Here is a 17,744-nt window from a genome sequence, read left to right as displayed (position 1 = left end):
TAACTCAAAAACAAATACCACTCAAAAAATGAGTGGTATTATTATTTTTTTATGTTATTTTTTTATTAAAATATATAACGTAAACCTATTTGCATTTGCCAACGAGAAAGTAAACTAGAATCGAATCCAAATGTCTGTTCCTGATTGGTACTAAATGTATAAGTAGGTTCTTTAGAATAATCTGGCACATAATTAGAAGGATTGGTGTTAGCTGGATTTACATCAGGAAACCTTACACCTAAAGGTTGTACGTTATTTGGTTGTTGCACTACTCCCCAGTCAGAATTTAGTAAATTTCCTACATTTAAGATATCAAGACTTAATTGTATTGTATTTTGTTTTTCTTCAGAAACGTTAAAATTAAAATCTTGTAATATTTTTAAATCCCATTTGCCTCTCCATGGTGCTAAAGCTCCATAACGCTCTACATACTGCCCTCTTCTTTCATTTAAATAATCATCTTGTTGTATATAACTTTCAAAGGCTGTTGCATGAGCTGGATCACTAAATTGCATTTGATTAAGCTCTGAACTAGTCGGAACATATAATAAATCATTTACAGCAGACCCATCATTATTAATGTCTCCTCCATAAGTATAATTAAACCTTCCTCCTTGGGCATACTCAAAAAATGTAGAAATAGTAGTAGCAAACTTATCTCCTCCATAAGTAAACTTCTTAGACGCTACACCAATAATTCTATGTGTATCTCCATATTTTGAATATGATAAAACATCATTATTAGCATTTCCTACCACTGGATTAAAAGCAAAAGCATCTCCAGTAATTTCTGCCTCAATAGAGTTTACATCTTTAGCATTTAAATAGTTATAGGCAACACTTGTATATAATCCGTTATCAAAAGTTTTTTGAAGTTTTAAAGAAGCATTCCATACACGACCCTTGTCTGAATTCGTAAACACATAAGCATTATTTCCTTTATTACTTCCATTATATATATCTCTATTATCAAATGGTGTATTTAAAGTAGCACTAGGTTCTCTAAGCCCCCAGTTTTGTACATGGGCACCATTAATGTCTTTTGTATAAGAGATATCTGTAGTTGCTATAATTCCATTTTCAAATTTCCAGTCTAAACCTAAGTTTGTTCTCCATACTTGAGGAAATTTAAAATCTGGATCAACTAATTGGAAGAAACCATCATCAGCTCCACTTACTTGGTTTCCAATCCATACAAAAGGTAAACGTCCAGTAAAAACCCCTGAACCTCCACGAAGTTGCATTGTATTATTTCCTTTTACATCCCAGTTAAAACCTACTCTTGGTGAAATTAACCATTGGTTTGTAGGCATTTTAGTTGAAAGTAACTGTTGTTCTTCTCCTGTATTTGGGTTGTAGTACAGTACTGAGTTATCTCTGGTTGCTCCATTATCAGTATCTATAAACTTCTGAATTAAACTGGATGTATTGAAATACAGCGGCTTATCAAAACGAACTCCATAAGTTAACTTAAAATTGTCATTCATTTCCCACTCATCTTGGACATAAAAAGCCAGCTGACCTACATTTAACTCAGATAGTTTCCAACCACCATCATTACCATCTCCATTAGCATTAAATGAATTGTAAGCATTTTGAGTAGCTGCTAAATACTGCTCCACTACTCCACCTGGTTGTGCAGCTGATAAAAAAGTTGCTACATCTGGGTATGGGTTAAATAATCCATAATATGGGAAAATTCCAAAATTGAAAGATTCATAATTTGTTAAATTAAATGAGTTTTCAAACTCAAATTGTTCAAATGAAAAACCAACGGTATACGTATGATCTCCCTTATAAAAGTTCATATTATTTGTTAACTGAAAAACTCGTTGGTCTAACTTGTTATTGATAGAAAACGGCTCATGACCTGCTATAATATAATTACTACCATTACCATCTTGAATTGTAATTACCGGTGCTGGTGCAGATAACGGATTTCTAAAGTCATCAAAATGTGTATAACCTATTTGTAACTTGTTAGTAGTTGTTTCTGATAAATTAGAGTTTAATTCTAACTGAAATGAATTTAAGTTATTATTAATTTCATACCCAGAATTTTCAAATTGTAATGTAGAAAAACTTGGTCCTCTAATACCTAGAGCTGTTGGATGTGCTGGTGTTTCTTTTGAAGCTCTTAGGAAATTATAAATTAATGCTAATCTATTTTTATCATTAATATTCCAATCTAATTTAAAAATTCCTTTAGTAGATTCCGAACCATAAGTGAACCCCTTATAAGCTCCTGTATCATATCCTAAGGCTGCTAAAGCATCACGAACAGCTATCATATCCGATTCTAGTACTCTTGATTCATTAACAGCTCCACTACCAGTATTTGGTATCCAACCCGCTGTTCCTAAATCTTCTCTATCATCTTTTTCAAAATTTGCAAAAAAGAATAATTTATCCTTAATAATTGGACCTCCTAAGCTCGCTCCGTATTGGCTTTGACTTAACTTAGGTTTTACAACTTCTTGACCTTTAATTTTGCCTCCAGTCATATCTTGGTTTCTGTAAAACCCATAAACTGTACCTGTAAATTCATTTGTACCACTTTTGGTTACGGCATCTACCGAAGCTCCTGTAAACCCAGACAAAGTAACATCGTATGGTGCAGTAGAAACCGAAATTTGTTCAATTGCATCTAACGAAATTGGTTGTGAACCTGTTTGACCTCCTGGTGTTGGTGAATCTAAACCGAAAGGGTTATTGAAAATAGATCCGTCTAAAGAAAAGTTGTTGAACTGGTCATTTCTCCCTCCAAAAGAGTTTCCACTTGCAGTTGGTTCTAAACGAGTAAAATCTGCAGCGGAGCGTGAAATGGTTGGTAAGGTTTTTAGCTGAACAGCACTTACACTAGTTTGTGCTCCTGTTCTGTCATTATTAAAAACTTTACTTCTGGTTGTTGATATAACTACTTCTTCTAATTGTTCACCATCCTCAGACAAAACACCATCAATATTGGTTGTCTTTCCTAAAGTTAAGTAGATATTGGTTACTTCTTGTGATTGAAACCCAATATAACTAAATGTTACTTTATAAGGTCCTCCTACTCTTAAGTTAGGTATGGTATATCTTCCGTTGTCTTGAGCTACGGCTCCAGATATGGTACCTGTTGGCTCGTGTAAAACAACAATATTAGCACCAAACAAAGGTTCACCCTGATTGTCTGTTACAGTTCCTTTTATTTTTGATGTGGTTACCTGGGAATAGATGGATAAACTCAAAAAAACAAAAGAAAAAATTATTAATTTCTTCATAATAGTTCTGATTTTGTTTATGTTATAACCCAAATTTAAGCATAAAAAAAATCCGCTCGACAGAGCGGATTTATACTTTATTAACATGTATTTAACAATTTAGTTACTATTCAGCAACTACTTCAAATACGATGTCAGCTACAACAGTTCTGTGTAAACGTACAGCAGCGTTGTATTTTCCTAATCTTTTTACGTTACCTCCAGTAACTTTGATAAATTTCTTATCTACTTCAGTACCAGCCTTAGCTAAAGCTGCAGCAACATCAATGTTATTTACCGAACCAAATAATTTATCTCCCGAACCTACTTTAGAAGCTATTTTAATTTCATAACCTTTAATAGTTTCTGCTACTTTGTTAGCATCTTCTATTAATTTAGCTTCTTTAAAAGCACGTTGCTTTAAGTTTTCTGCTAATACTTTTTTAGCTGAAGAAGTAGCTAAAATTGCATATCCTTGAGGTATTAGGTAGTTACGTCCGTAACCATTCTTAACGGTTACAACATCGTCTTTAAAACCTAAGTTTTCTACGTCTTGTTTTAATATCAATTCCATGTTTCTACTTCTTTATTATTTTAACATATCTCCAACGTAAGGCATTAAAGCTAAGTGACGAGCTCTTTTAATAGCTTGAGCCACTTTACGTTGATATTTTAATGATGTTCCTGTTAAACGTCTTGGTAAGATTTTACCTTGCTCGTTTACTAAATACATTAAGAAGTCTGCATCTTTGTAATCGATGTACTTGATACCGTTTTTCTTGAAACGACAGTATTTAGCTTCTTTTTTAGTTTCAATATCAAGCGGAGTTAAATAACGTACTTCCCCTTGCTTATTTCCTTTTGCTTGTTGTTCTATAGATGCCATTTCTTACTTTTTTGCAGATTTAACACGGTTTCTTCTCTTTTCAGCCCAAGCTGCAGCATGCTTGTCTAACTTTACAGTTAAATAACGCATAACGCTATCGTCACGTCTAAACTCTAATTCAAACGGAGCAATTGCTTCACCTGCTACCTTGTACTCAAATAAGTGGTAAAATCCACTTTTTTTCTTTTCGATTGGATACGCTAATTTTTTTAAGCCCCAATCTTCTTTAGAAATCATTTCTGCACCTTTAGAAAGTAAATAGTCCTCAAACTTCTTTACTGTTTCCTTTATCTGAGTTTCAGATAAAACGGGATTCAAAATGAAAACAGTTTCGTAATGATTCATAATTAAATTGTTTAAAATTTATTTTTAAGCCTGCAAATATACTGCTTTTTAAGCCATAAACAAATTTTACTACTTAAATAATTTAATGATTTTGTGTAAGTTTGTAACTAAACACTCTTTTTTATGCAAACCCCTGAAATACCTAATCTAGTCCATTACGCTATTCCTTTTTTTGTTTTAACAGTTTTTATAGAGGTAATATTAACTGTTAAAGTAAAATTAGAAGACTATGAATTTAAAGACGCAGCTACATCTATTACTATGGGATTAGGTAATGTTTTTATAGGGCTGTTTACAAAAGGGTTAATATTCGGAGTTTTTTTATTTCTATATCAATATCGCCTGTTTACTATTCCTTTTACTTGGTGGGCCTGGTTGATTTTGTTATTTGCTGAAGATTTTGCCTATTACTGGAATCATAGGATTGCACACGAAAGTAGATTATTTTGGGCTAGCCATGTGGTGCATCATTCTTCTACAAAATACAATTTAAGTACTGCTTTACGTCAAACTTGGTCAGGAAGCTTTTATACGTTTATATTTTGGGCACCGTTAGCAATTATAGGTTTTCATCCACTAATGATCGTGACCCAAATGAGTATTAGTTTGTTGTATCAATACTGGATTCATACCGAACTTATTAACAAAATGCCTAAGTGGTTTGAAGCTGTTTTTAACACTCCAAGTCATCATAGAGTTCATCATGCAACCAACCCTCAATATCTAGATAGAAACCATGCTGGGATTTTTATTATTTGGGATAAGCTTTTTGGCACTTTTGAACCTGAAGTTGAAAAACCAGTATATGGTTTGGTTAGCAATATAAACACTTACAATCCTATTAAAGTAGCTTTTATTGAATGGTATAATATGTTTACCGATGTTTTTACCAGTAAAACTACATTTGGTAAAAGGTTTCTATATCTTTTTAAACCTCCTGGTTGGAAACATGATGGTACTGGAAAACTTTCAATGGATTTACGTAAAGAATGGGAAGAAAATAAAAAAAGAGAAGTTTAAACTTCTCCTTTTTTATTAATCAAATTAATTAATATCAAATCGAAGACCTAATGAGATATTCCTAGTGTCAGTATTTTTAAATAGTGGATTTAAGTCATATTTAGCATATAATCCAATTCCTTGGTAAGCAACATAAGCACTTAACCCATAGTTATATTTATTCATATTAAAATTATTCTTCTGAACTTCTTCAACTGTAACTCCTTGTGCATTTTTATACTCTAAATATTGACGAGTTCCTAGTTTAAAACCCAAGAAACCACCTACTCCTATCTGAAAGCTTTGATGTGTTCTATCTACAATTTCTCCATCAGAATATTTTTTGTTTTTTGAAAAATCAAACTCTAAGTGCATTGGAAATGTCATTTGTACATGTCGTAACCTACTTTCTGAAAGTTGCTCTGGATGAATACTTAAGTTTGTTTCATTTCCATTTACAATATGATATTGATTGTTTTTAGCTCTTAAATTATTCCATAGAAAAGAGAAACCATATTTAAAATATGCTTTTGAAGGTTCTTTTGACAAACGTGTTTTCCAAGTAAAACCTAACTCGTAAAAATGTGATTGCCAAAATTTATAGTCTGAATCGTCTAAGGAACTTAACTTGTTATTTGTTAATGCATTATTTACACCTAAGGCAAAAACAAACTGTGTTGTAGTTCTTTTTTTTCTTCTTTTCTTTTCTTTTTCTATGTCTTCTTTAGAAAAATCTAATTTAAACTTAGTTCCTGCTATACTAAAAGTACTTTCGGTTGAATTTTCTTCACTACTAAATATTTTACCATCAATTTTGTCTTGGACAAGTTGTTGTAGTTTTTGTTCTTCAAAACTAACTTTTTTCTCTATTTGAGCTGCGTGATAAGCCGCTGCTTCTTTTTTTAATGCTGTTGCTTCATCAAACGATATTGTATTCTTTTCTAATTTTGTGTTAATCTCTTTTACTCTCATCTTTAAAGAGTCTTTTTGCTGCTTAGTAATACTATCAATGCTCATTGATATTTTCTTTACTTCTTTTTCAAATACTTTTTCTTGAGATTGGGCAATAGTCGTTACAAACAACACTAATAATAGTATTCTTTTCATTTCTGTAATTTTAAATTAAACTGATAATAATTTTGAATGGTTAATTATCGATAATTAATAAGCGCTTTATTTATTTCTATCAACAATCGCTACCGCAATGTCGGATATTCTTGATTTTAGTTTTTGCATAAAGTCTCCCTTAAACTCTTCATCATCAATCGTTCTTTCAACTTCTGCTAAAATGATGCTAGGATCTATTTTTAAGTTTGATTCTTTTAATTCATCTTCAATAGCTTTTAACACATCTTCTCTTTTCAACTTATGCTTTGCATAATATTCTTTAACTTCATTTGGAGTATGTGTTACTGAAAATAATAAATCATCACTATTTACTTTAACTCTTGAATTAAATTCTTTCTTTTTTGTTACTATTGGTTTATCCATCTTTGCTACTACCTCCTCTTCTCTTGGTAATTCTTGATTTTGGATGTTTTTAAAGACTTTTTCTTCTTCTCTTAAGGTAGAACTCCTAATTACTGTAATCTTTTTCTTCTTTCTTATCTGTTTCTCTTGCTTCTTTTCTTCTAACTCCACCACAGCTTCATCTGTGTTCTTAATAAATTTCTCTATACCTTTATTATTAATTTTTAGTGTATCTATTGAAGTATTAACTATAACTTCTTCTATTAGCGTTTTTGAATCTGAACCTGTAAAGTAGAGAGCTACAAAGCTTATTAATAAAGCTAAACCAGCTGCATAACCTATATATAAAAACCAGTTTCTTTTCTTTGTTGCCTCCTGATTATCTAAACGAGTCTCTAACCTTTCCCATGCTGAGTTGGATGGCTTAAGCTCTCTGTTCTTTAGCTTTTCTGCTATATGTTTATCAATATTATTGCTTGACATTTCTTACTTGATTAATTTTCTCGTAACTAGCTTGTAAATATTTACGAGCTTTAAATAATTGTGACTTAGAGGTACTTTCAGAAATTTGTAATTTTTCTGCTATTTCTGAATGCTTATATCCTTCAATAGCATATAAGTTAAAAACTAACTTATACCCTTCAGGTAACTCATCTATTAACTTTTGTATATCTTCTGCCGATGTGTTTTCAAGGCTTTCTGTTGCAGCATCATTAAAAACAAAGTCTTCATCTGATACTTGAACTGGATTCTTTTTTCGTAAATAACTAATACTAGTATTTACCATAATTCTACGAATCCAACCTTCAAAACTTCCCTCTCCTTTAAATTTTTCAATATTTGTAAAAACTTTAAAAAAACCTTGTAGCATTAAATCTTCCGCATGATGTAAATCTTTAACATACTGTCTACAAACTCCTAACATTTTTGGAGAATACTGCTCAAATATTTGTTGTTGAGCTTCTCTGCTTTGTTTTTTTGCTTGTTTTATAAGCGAAGCTTCTTTGTTATGTAATGAAATAATTTTCAAATCAATAGTTACTTTTTTGTAGCCTTACAAATATAAAGACTACCTGATTTGAAAAAAGGTTGCCCGAAGAATAAAAAAACCTCCGAACTTTATTAACCGGAGGTCAAATATCATCTTATAATGATATTTCGGGGGGACTTGTTATGTAGTTACTTAATTTTAAATAAAGTATAAAGTTATGTTATAAATCTATATGTTTTTACAGGAAAAACCCTAAATATTTTTAGGTCATGTCTGTCTATTATATGTTAACATCTGCTCCGTCTCTTTCCAGATTATTATCATAAGGGTTTGAAAAAGAAAGCTATTAGAAAAACCATCAGACACCTCTATGACTACTTGGTTAGTCGTTATTTTTTTAACCAGTGAATTATCACTATTTCTTTCGTTTTTATAATTTATATAAAAGTAACGAGCTTATATAAAACATTTGTATATAAAACTTGCTCAATATAATTCTTTATATTATTTTTATTTTAATCCAGTTAAGTAAAAGAGTTTTATTGTATGAGTTATAATGTGACGATAGAAGAAGAAAATAAAGAAATAGCCAGTAGATATAAAAATTTGTTAAAAGGTACATATCAAACATTATCAGAAGACGATAAAAAACTGATACGCAAAGCTTTTGATATTGCTGTAGAAGCACATTCTGAACAACGTAGAAAATCAGGAGAACCTTATATTTATCACCCTATAGCTGTAGCAAAAATAGTTGCAGATGAAATTGGTTTAGGTGCAACATCTATTGCTGCTGCTCTACTACATGATGTTGTTGAGGACACGCATTATACTTTGGATGATATGGAGCGCTTATTTGGAGAAAACATTGCTCGTATTGTAAGCGGATTAACTAAAATATCAAACTTAAAACAAGAGCAAGACTACTCTATCCAAGCAGAGAATTTTAGAAAAATGTTACTCACATTACATGATGACGTTAGGGTAATACTTATTAAAATTGCTGATAGGTTACATAATATGCAAACTATGGATTCTATGCCGCCTCATAAACAGGTAAAGATAGCCTCTGAAACCTTGTATATTTATGCTCCTCTTGCACATCGTTTAGGACTTTATAATATTAAAACTGAACTTGAAGACCTTGGCTTAAAGTACACAGAGCCTGATGTATATAGAGATATTGCTAACAAGATAAAAGAAAGTAAAGAAGATCAACAGAGATATATTGATAGTTTTACTAGTGTTTTAAAAGAAGCTTTAAACAAAGAAGGATTTACTTATGAAATAAAGGGACGTTTTAAATCTATTTTTTCTATCCGTAGAAAAATGCGTAAACAAAACGTAACTTTTGATGAAGTGTACGACAAATTTGCTATTCGTATTATATACAAACCAACTTCTGACGATGAAAAGTTTGATGCTTGGAAAATATACTCTATCGTTACAGACTTTTTTAAACCAAATCCTGCCAGATTAAGAGATTGGATTTCTCAGCCAAAATCAACTGGATACGAAGCATTACATATAACTGTAATTGGTCCCCAAGCTAAATGGGTAGAAGTTCAAATCCGTTCTGAAAGAATGGATGAAATAGCCGAAAAAGGTTATGCAGCCCACTTTAAATATAAACAAGGAGCTGTTAAAGAAAATGGTTTAGAAGGATGGTTAAATCGTTTAAAAGAAAGTTTAGAAAATCAAAGTTTAGATGCTGTAGATTTTGTCGAAGATTTTAAACTTAATCTTTATGCTAAAGAAATTTATGTATTTACTCCTAAAGGAGATTTAAAATCACTTCCAAAAGGAGCCTCAGCATTAGATTTTGCCTTTTCTGTACATACCGATGTTGGATTAAAATGTCGTGGAGCTAAAGTAAATGGAAAATTAGTTCCGTTAAGTCACGAATTAAAAAGTGGAGATCAAGTAGAAGTACTCACCGCTTCTAACAATAAACCCAATGTACGCTGGTTAGATTTTGTTATTACTGCAAGAGCACGAGCTAAAATTAAATCAGCTTTAAAAGCAGAAGAAAAGAAAATAGCAGAAGAAGGAAAAGCTATTTTACAACGAAAACTGCGTCATTTAAAAATCAACTCCAGTGAAAAGGTTATTCATGAATTAGCAAGTTATTTTGGGCTAAAAACTAGCTTCGATTTATTCTATCGAGTTGGTAATGGAGCCATAGATAACACACAACTTAAAGACTTTGTTGCTCAGAGAAGTAATCGCTTCATGGGCTTTATTAAAAGTACATTTAGGCGTTCTCCATCAAAAGAAATATCCGAAAAAGAAGAAGTTACAAACAAATACGATGCACTTGTTTTTGGTAAAGAAGAACAAACATTAGATTATACTTTGGCTAAATGCTGCTCTCCAATTCCTGGTGATAAAGTTTTTGGTTTTGTAACTATTAATGAAGGTATTAAAGTGCACAAAAACGATTGCCCAAATGCTATTTCATTACAATCAAACTATGCTTACAGAATTATGCCTGCAAAGTGGATTGATTCCACCAAGCAAGAATTTACAGCCATTTTACACCTTTCTGGAATTGACAATAAAGGAATAGTAAATAATATTACTAAAATTATTTCCAATAGCATGGATGTATTTATACATAGTATTAATATATCTGGAGATAATGGTGTATTTGACGGAAAACTATCATTAAGTGTAAAAAATAAGACACAACTCGATAAATTAATTAACAACATGAAACAAGTAGAAGGCGTTCAAAAAGTTGAACGTGTTAATACTTTGTAAATTTCGTTTTTAACATCCTTGTTTTTTATCAAGAAATAAACGTAAATTTGTCCTTTCGTAAAATTTAAAAAATAAATGAGTAATTCAGCCGAAAATCAAGAAATTGTAAAAAAAGTATTCACTTCTTTTTTAGAAGAGAACAAGCATCGTAAAACACCAGAACGCTATGCTATTTTGCAAGAAATTTATGACGCTGAAGAACATTTTGATATTGAATCTCTATACATTAAAATGAAAAACAAAAACTATCGTGTTAGTAGAGCTACTCTTTATAATACGATGGATTTGTTGCTAGACTGTGGTTTGGTTCGTAAACATCAGTTTGAAGGTCAATCAATGGCTCGTTACGAAAAAAGTTACTTCGATAAAAATCACGACCACGTAATACTTACAGATAGTGGTGAAGTAAAAGAGTTTTGTGACCCAAGAATTCAAATCATTAAAAAAACAATTGAAGATGTTTTCGATATAGACATTCACAACCATTCACTTTATTTCTACGGAACAAAAAGAAACAACAAATAAAACACAACACTTAACAACACACTAAATGGCAGTAGATTTATTACTCGGACTACAATGGGGAGATGAAGGAAAAGGTAAGATTGTAGACGTTTTAACAAAAAACTACGATATAATCGCGCGTTTTCAAGGAGGTCCAAATGCTGGTCACACACTAATTTTTGATGGAAACAAACATGTATTACACACCATTCCTTCAGGAATTTTTCATAAAACAGCTTTAAATGTAGTAGGTAACGGAGTGGTTATTGACCCTGTTATCTTTAAAAAAGAATTAGAAAACTTAGATAAGCATAATATTGATTATACTTCTAAATTATTAATTTCTCGTAAAGCACATTTAATTTTACCTACTCACCGATTATTAGACGCAGCTTCTGAAACTTCAAAAGGAAAAGCAAAAATCGGTTCTACTTTAAAAGGAATTGGCCCTACTTATATGGACAAAACTGGTAGAAACGGAATGCGTGTTGGTGATTTAGAATTAGATAACTGGAAAGAGAAATATAGAGCTTTAACTGAAAAGCATTTAAGTATGTTAGCATACTTTGATGTTCAAATCGATTATGATTTAGACGAGTTAGAAGCTGAATTTTCTAGAGGAATTGAAAAATTAAAAACATTACAGTTTATTGATTCTGAAGAGTTTTTAAACAATGCTATTAAAGAAGGTAAAACTATTTTAGCTGAAGGAGCTCAAGGATCATTATTAGATATTGATTTTGGAACATACCCTTTTGTAACTTCATCCAATACTACCGCTGCTGGGGCTTGTACTGGTTTAGGGGTTGCTCCTAATAGAATTGGTGAGGTTTTCGGGATTTTTAAAGCATACACTACTCGTGTAGGCTCTGGACCTTTCCCTACTGAATTATTTGATGAAGACGGAGCTACTATGGCGAAAGTTGGTCATGAATTTGGAGCTACAACTGGACGTGCTCGTCGTTGTGGATGGTTAGATCTAGTTGCTTTAAAGTATGCTGTTGATGTAAACGGTGTTACGCAATTAATGATGATGAAAGGTGATGTATTATCTGGTTTCGATACCTTAAAAGTTTGTACTTCATACAACTATAAAGGAGAAGAAATTTCTCACTTACCTTATAATATTGAACCAGAAAATGTAAGTGTTAACTATACAGAATTCAAAGGTTGGGAAGATGATTTAACAAAAATGACTTCTGCCGATGATTTACCTCAAAACTTATTAGACTACATCGCGTTTATTGAAAAAGAAACGGGTGTACCTGTAAAAATAGTTTCAGTAGGACCTGATAGGAAACAAACAATTAATAGATAAAAATTTAGAGGAGCTCAATTGAGCTCCTTTTTTATGATGGTAAAAGAGTACTTAGAGAATATCACTACCCAGTTTAAATCGTACAAAGAAGTAGCTGATAAAACGATTGCTCAATTAGAAGAAAAAGGCTTACACTGGAAATACAATGAAGAAAGTAACAGTATAGCTGCTATTATTGTTCATGTATCTGAAAACATGTTGTCGCGTTGGACAGACTTTTTTACTTCTGATGGAGAAAAAGAATGGAGAGATAGAGATGCTGAGTTTGAAACTCATGATTTATCAAAAAAAGAATTGATTTCTCAATGGGAAAAGGGTTGGAACTGTCTTTTTGCTGCTTTAGATTCATTAAATGAGGAAAACTTCAATCAACCTATTCTTATCAGAAATAAACAAGTTAAGTTAATTGAAAGTATTACGAGGCAAATAGCTCATTTTCCATATCACATTGGTCAAATAGCTTATGTAGGTAAAATGATTTTAAATGATAAATGGCAAACAGCTTCTATTGCCAAAGGAAAATCTAAAGAGTTTATACAAGCTCAGTTTGAAAAAAACAACTCATAAAAAAACGTCTTTTAAATTTTTAAAAGACGTTTTTAATAGGAAACATGTTTATGGCAACTAATTTTTTACTGTTTCCAAAATACTCGCTATAGTTTCTTTATTATCTACACCTAAACCTTCTTGTTGGTGCACTAACTCCCCTTCCGGATTAAATACACTGATGATATTTGAGTGTGAAAAATCTAATGGAGAAATTTGTTTGTATTTCACAGCTAGTACATTGGCAAATTCTCTAACAGATTCTTCTGTACCTTGTAAAAAAGTCCAATGTTCATCATCCATAAAGTTCTCTTTCGCAAAAGCCTTTAATCGTTCTGGAGTATCATTTTTAGGGTCAATACTAATTAAAACGTATTGTAAGTCTTCGTTATATTCTTTAGGTATTTTAGCCTCAATATTACGCATATCAGCAACCAATCTGGGGCAAGCAGCTTTACACGTAGTATAAATCATGACCATTACCAAAGTTTTTCCTCTTAAATCTTCTAAATGAATCGTTTTATTCTCTTCGGTTTTCCATTCTGATGTTAAATTAAATATAGAACTTTCAGAAATATCAGTAGCTAAAGCTAACTCTTTAGTTTCTTTTTTATCTTTCTGTGTTAAATCCATTTTACAAACCGGACAACTTCCTTCTTCTGTATATGTTTTATCTCCCTCACAAAACATCGGACATTCATATACAGTTGCTAAATTTGTGTTGCTTTTTTCTCTTTTACAAGAACTTACTAACGTAATTGAAAAAAGAAGTATCATTATATATTTTACTACTTTCATTGTGCTATATTTTTATCTTTTACACATCTAAAACCTAAGTTTCTCATTGTGTGTTTAGCTTTTAAACTTCCACGGGTAGCATAACGCATAAAAGCTGCATAATTCATTAAATCTGTTGATCCTACTGCTGCACTACCACAAAACAAATTACTATCATTGTCAACGTCTTTTCTAGATTCTCCTGATACTAATACTGAATTAAAATCAGAGGTCCATTCCCAAACCAATCCGTGCATATCATACACTCCCCAATAGTTTTTAAATGTTGACCCTATAATATTATTAAATGTTCTTGGCTTTTCATACCAACTTAAAATGTATTCATTATACGTTTCTAAGGTTCTTGCATCTGCTAGTTTTTGATTTGCCATTCCTACATATTCCCATTCATCTACTGTTGGTAATCGTTTTCCTTGCTGTTCACAGTAACATTTTGCTGCAAACCATGAAACATTGGTTACTGGTGATTTTAAGTTAACCTTCTCCCCTATTTCTGTATCATTTTTCCAATTAATCAGGTAACTTTTATCTGTAAAAAGTTTAATTACTTTAGATTTTCTCCACTTTGGATTTTCTTTCACAAATTGTAAAAAATCTTCATTAGTTACAGGATATACATCCATTAAAAAATCTTGAATCGTTACTCTTGCTGAATCTCTTCCATACAAAGGAATATAACTACCACCTTTAATAGGAACCATTTTAGATTGACAATTCATATTGGAAATGCCTAAGAAAAATATACAAATTGTCAATCTTAAAATAGTTTTCATTTCTTATAATTTAGAGTTTAACTACAATTTTAGTGAGTACTTTTTACTTCCATTACAGTATTTACACTAACGTTGGTTTTATTATTTCCCCAAGAATTGTAAACATAGGTTAGTACATCTGCTACTTCTTGATCGTTCAACGCTTGCTTGGTCATTACACTATTATATTTTTGACCGTTTACTGTAATTTCTCCTGTTTTACCATGTAAAATAATATCTATAGCTCTCTTTACATCAGCATTTAAATAATCTGATTTGGCTAAAGGAGGAAATGCATTTGGAATTCCTTCACCATTAGCTTGGTGACAAGCAAAACACGTTTTCGTATAAATCTGTTTACCATCTGCTATTTTTTGTGCTAATGATTTTTCTTGCTTGGAAGCTACAGCTTTATCTTCTTTACCATTTGGCATTTCTTGAATAGTACCTCCTTCAGGGTTATAAATACCTTCTTGTTTTACTCCTGAATAAATCTTTTTGCTTTCTTCTCCCTTTACCTTTAACATTCCTAAAGCACCTTTGTTAAACGCTCTAAAAATAGCATGATCTACTAAAATAAAAGTACCCGGAACATCTACTTTGAAGTCAACTATTGCTGCTCCTCCTGCCGGAATAGAAGTTGTTTGTACATCTTTATTAATCACAGAACCGCCTTCAACATGAACATTGTCAAAAATTTCACCAATAACATGGAAAGATGATGTTAAGTTAGGACCTCCGTTACCTACGAATAAACGTACTGTTTCACCAACATTAGCGGTAATTGCATTATCTCCTGTTAAAGCTCCTACACTTCCGTTAAACACTACATAATCTGCATCTTCGTCTACTGCTTTTCTCATATCAAAAGGTTGTAAACCAGGTTCTCCGTTTTCCCCTTTTGTATAGAAATCTCCTTGCATAATGTAGTATTCCTTATCTACTTTTGGTAAACCTCCTTCAGGCTCTACTAAAATTAATCCATACATTCCGTTTGCAATATGCATTCCTACAGGTGCAGTAGCACAGTGATATACATATAATCCAGGATTTAATGTTTTAAATGAGAATGTTTTTTCATGACCAGGCGCTACAAATGAAGAAGTAGCACCTCCTCCAGGTCCAGTTACGGCATGCAAATCGATATTATGAGGTAATCTATTATCTGGGTGATTAGATAAGGTAAATTCTACTTCATCTCCTACTCTAGTTCTTATAAAGCTACCTGGAACAGAACCACCAAACGTCCAGTACACATATTCTACACCATCTGTCATAGTTCCTTCTTTTTCAAGAATTTCCATATTTACCAGTAACTTTTTAGCTGATCTATTACCAACAGGTGCCGGAACATAAGGCGGAGCTGTTAATTCTGCTTCTATCGTTCCTTTAACTGCTATATCTGAAGCACTTTGCATTACAATACTTTCAGATTTTTCATTTTTACAACTTGCCATTAAAAACATAGCTGCTAAAACCATTGAAATTGTTTTCACTTGTTTCATCTCTTCTATTGATGTAGTTATTAATAATCTTATAAAAGACTTTTTTATCTTTTATACAAACAAAGCTACTAAGAGAAAAGCTTTTGAAATATGATTTTTATCATAAAAACAAAAAAAGGAGCTTAGAGCTCCTTTTAATCTATTTTTCTTTTAAAATTTCTTTACCAAATTGATGACACAACTCCAAGGTTTCTTTCACATCATCCATAGTTGTTTTTGGGTTTATCAGACACATTCTAAGCACTACTTGCTTATTTAATATTGTAGTTACTAAAAACGCTTCTCTTGATTCCATTATCTTTTGAGAAATTTTCTGATTTAATTCATCAATTTCTTTTTCTGATAAGTTTAATCCAATAGGATTATATCTAAAATTAATTACTGCCAAGGTAGCTGGTGAAATAATTTCCCAATTTCTACTTTTACGCAGCATCTTTTCTACATCATCAGCTAATTGGATGTTGTAAGTAACAGCTTCTTTAAAAGCATCTAATCCATATGTTTTAATAGACATATAAAATTTTAAAGCTCTAAAACGTCTTGTTAACTGAATTCCGTAATCGTAAAAGTTAATCTCAGATTCATTTCCTTCAATATCGCGTAAATATTCTGGTTTTTCACTAAAAGTACCACTTAACCAAGAAGCATCTTTTACTAATAAGCAACCAATTTCATAAGGTTGGTAAAACCATTTATGCGGATCTACAGTAAGAGAGTCAGCTCTTTCAATTCCTCGTAAAGCTTTGGCTCCTTTTTCAGCTAAAATAGCGGCTCCACCATAAGCTCCATCAATATGGAACCATAAATCTTCCTCTTCACAAATGTCAGCTATTTCATTTAAAGGATCTACAGTACCTGTGTTGGTGGTTCCCGCAGAAGCGATGTAACAAAATGGTTGCAACCCTTCTAGTCGGTCTTTTGCTATAGCATTTTTTAATTTGTTAATACTAATTCTAAACTCTAAATCTGTTGGTAAAATTCGAATTTGTTCCTTTTTGAACCCTAAAACACGAATTGCTTTAATATTTGAAGAGTGTGCCTGATCAGACAAATAAATCACCGCTTTAGAAAAATCATCTCCACATTTCAAACGTCTCGCGGTAACCAAAGCTGTTAAGTTTGCCATAGAACCACCACTGGTAAAAATTCCTCCTCCTTTTTCAACAGGGAAATTATACATTTTTAGTAACCAGTTCATTGTTACAATTTCTAACTCAGCTGCTGCTGGAGAAACCATCCATCCACCAGAAAAAATATTGAATCCAGTAGCTAAACTATCAGCCATAGTACTAATAAAGTTACTAGGTCCAGGTACAAATGAATATGCTTTAGGGTGAGAAATAACTGTACTGTTTGGTATTACATTATCCATCACAAAATCTAGTACCTTTTCAGCAGACATTCCTTCGTTTGGTGCTTCTTGTAAGAAAATACTATCCATTTCTTTTCTAGAAGCACTAGCAACAGGCTTTTTTTGCTCTAAAGTAGCCCAATGTTCTGCAATTATATCTACAATTTTATATCCGTAAGACTTCATCTCTTCTTTTGATAAATCAAAATGAGCGCTCATATCTTTATAATTTTTTAATTTGCTACAAAATTAACCATTTACTAAATGACAGCCT

16 protein-coding genes are annotated in these 17,744 nt (G+C 31.8%); 5 read left to right on the top strand and 11 right to left on the bottom strand.

Translation table 11 applies throughout. The features are described 5' to 3' along the window. Positions 1-65: 65 nt before the first annotated feature. From ACXIHB_RS02050 to rpsF, 4 genes are all read right to left on the bottom strand, one after another. Positions 66-3,263 carry a TonB-dependent receptor gene (locus ACXIHB_RS02050; protein WP_462098784.1) on the bottom strand — a complete coding sequence of 1,066 codons (3,198 nt, stop codon included), beginning with the start codon at positions 3,261-3,263 and terminating at the stop codon, positions 66-68. Between the two features lie 106 nt (positions 3,264-3,369). Continuing rightward, a complete protein-coding gene (gene rplI, locus ACXIHB_RS02045; protein WP_047788887.1) occupies positions 3,370-3,816 on the bottom strand; it encodes a 50S ribosomal protein L9 in 447 nt (148 codons plus the stop codon). A 15-nt stretch (positions 3,817-3,831) separates the two neighbouring features. Further along, complete coding sequence (gene rpsR, locus ACXIHB_RS02040) at positions 3,832-4,128, bottom strand: 30S ribosomal protein S18 (protein WP_028892048.1); 297 nt, start codon at positions 4,126-4,128, stop codon at positions 3,832-3,834. Between the two features lie 3 nt (positions 4,129-4,131). Then, positions 4,132-4,473, bottom strand: coding sequence for a 30S ribosomal protein S6 (gene rpsF / locus ACXIHB_RS02035; RefSeq protein ID WP_047788888.1), 342 nt, complete (start codon positions 4,471-4,473; stop codon positions 4,132-4,134). A 123-nt stretch (positions 4,474-4,596) separates the two neighbouring features. On the opposite strand from rpsF, the gene ACXIHB_RS02030 reads away from it, so the two are divergent. Beyond that, complete coding sequence (locus tag ACXIHB_RS02030) at positions 4,597-5,493, top strand: sterol desaturase family protein (RefSeq protein ID WP_173360873.1); 897 nt, start codon at positions 4,597-4,599, stop codon at positions 5,491-5,493. 24 nt (positions 5,494-5,517) lie between these two features. Here the strand turns inward: ACXIHB_RS02030 and ACXIHB_RS02025 are convergent, their stop codons facing one another. The 3 genes from ACXIHB_RS02025 to ACXIHB_RS02015 form a co-directional block, all read right to left on the bottom strand. Next, the gene (locus tag ACXIHB_RS02025) at positions 5,518-6,579 is read right to left on the bottom strand and encodes a hypothetical protein (RefSeq protein WP_253056680.1); all 1,062 of its coding nucleotides are present in this window, start codon (positions 6,577-6,579) and stop codon (positions 5,518-5,520) included. Between the two features lie 66 nt (positions 6,580-6,645). Next, a complete protein-coding gene (locus tag ACXIHB_RS02020; RefSeq protein WP_173360875.1) occupies positions 6,646-7,425 on the bottom strand; it encodes a hypothetical protein in 780 nt (259 codons plus the stop codon). Then, the gene (locus ACXIHB_RS02015) at positions 7,412-7,972 is read right to left on the bottom strand and encodes an RNA polymerase sigma factor (protein ID WP_047788904.1); all 561 of its coding nucleotides are present in this window, start codon (positions 7,970-7,972) and stop codon (positions 7,412-7,414) included. Before ACXIHB_RS02015 ends, ACXIHB_RS02020 begins: the two co-directional genes overlap by 14 nt. A 507-nt stretch (positions 7,973-8,479) precedes the next feature. On the opposite strand from ACXIHB_RS02015, the gene ACXIHB_RS02010 reads away from it, so the two are divergent. From ACXIHB_RS02010 to ACXIHB_RS01995, 4 genes are all read left to right on the top strand, one after another. Continuing rightward, complete coding sequence (locus ACXIHB_RS02010) at positions 8,480-10,696, top strand: RelA/SpoT family protein (RefSeq protein WP_047788905.1); 2,217 nt, start codon at positions 8,480-8,482, stop codon at positions 10,694-10,696. 75 nt (positions 10,697-10,771) lie between these two features. Continuing rightward, positions 10,772-11,221, top strand: coding sequence for a Fur family transcriptional regulator (locus ACXIHB_RS02005; RefSeq protein WP_047788906.1), 450 nt, complete (start codon positions 10,772-10,774; stop codon positions 11,219-11,221). 25 nt (positions 11,222-11,246) lie between these two features. Beyond that, a complete protein-coding gene (locus ACXIHB_RS02000; protein WP_047788907.1) occupies positions 11,247-12,518 on the top strand; it encodes an adenylosuccinate synthase in 1,272 nt (423 codons plus the stop codon). A 33-nt stretch (positions 12,519-12,551) separates the two neighbouring features. Then, complete coding sequence (locus ACXIHB_RS01995; protein ID WP_462098783.1) at positions 12,552-13,085, top strand: DUF1572 family protein; 534 nt, start codon at positions 12,552-12,554, stop codon at positions 13,083-13,085. 57 nt (positions 13,086-13,142) lie between these two features. Here ACXIHB_RS01995 and ACXIHB_RS01990 read toward each other — a convergent pair whose 3' ends face one another. The 4 genes from ACXIHB_RS01990 to ACXIHB_RS01975 all read right to left on the bottom strand — a co-directional run bounded on the left by ACXIHB_RS01990 (position 13,143) and on the right by ACXIHB_RS01975 (position 17,689). Continuing rightward, on the bottom strand, positions 13,143-13,862 hold the full coding sequence (locus ACXIHB_RS01990; RefSeq protein ID WP_462098782.1) for an SCO family protein: 720 nt from the start codon (positions 13,860-13,862) through the stop codon (positions 13,143-13,145). Beyond that, positions 13,859-14,635 carry a formylglycine-generating enzyme family protein gene (locus ACXIHB_RS01985; RefSeq protein ID WP_462098781.1) on the bottom strand — a complete coding sequence of 259 codons (777 nt, stop codon included), beginning with the start codon at positions 14,633-14,635 and terminating at the stop codon, positions 13,859-13,861. The genes ACXIHB_RS01990 and ACXIHB_RS01985 overlap by 4 nt, the downstream gene beginning before the upstream one ends. Before the next feature lie 29 nt (positions 14,636-14,664). After that, positions 14,665-16,071 (bottom strand): copper-containing nitrite reductase, encoded by a 1,407-nt coding sequence (nirK, locus tag ACXIHB_RS01980; protein ID WP_462099327.1) that lies wholly within the window; start codon positions 16,069-16,071, stop codon positions 14,665-14,667. A gap of 187 nt (positions 16,072-16,258) precedes the next feature. After that, entirely contained in the window at positions 16,259-17,689 is a 1,431-nt protein-coding gene (locus tag ACXIHB_RS01975) for a pyridoxal phosphate-dependent decarboxylase family protein (protein WP_159491212.1), read from the bottom strand. Between the last annotated feature and the right edge of the window lie 55 nt (positions 17,690-17,744).

The organism is Tenacibaculum sp. IMCC1, from assembly GCF_054906355.1.
Note: the sequence above shows the minus strand (reverse complement) of the source record. Positions and strands in the feature narration are given on the sequence as shown.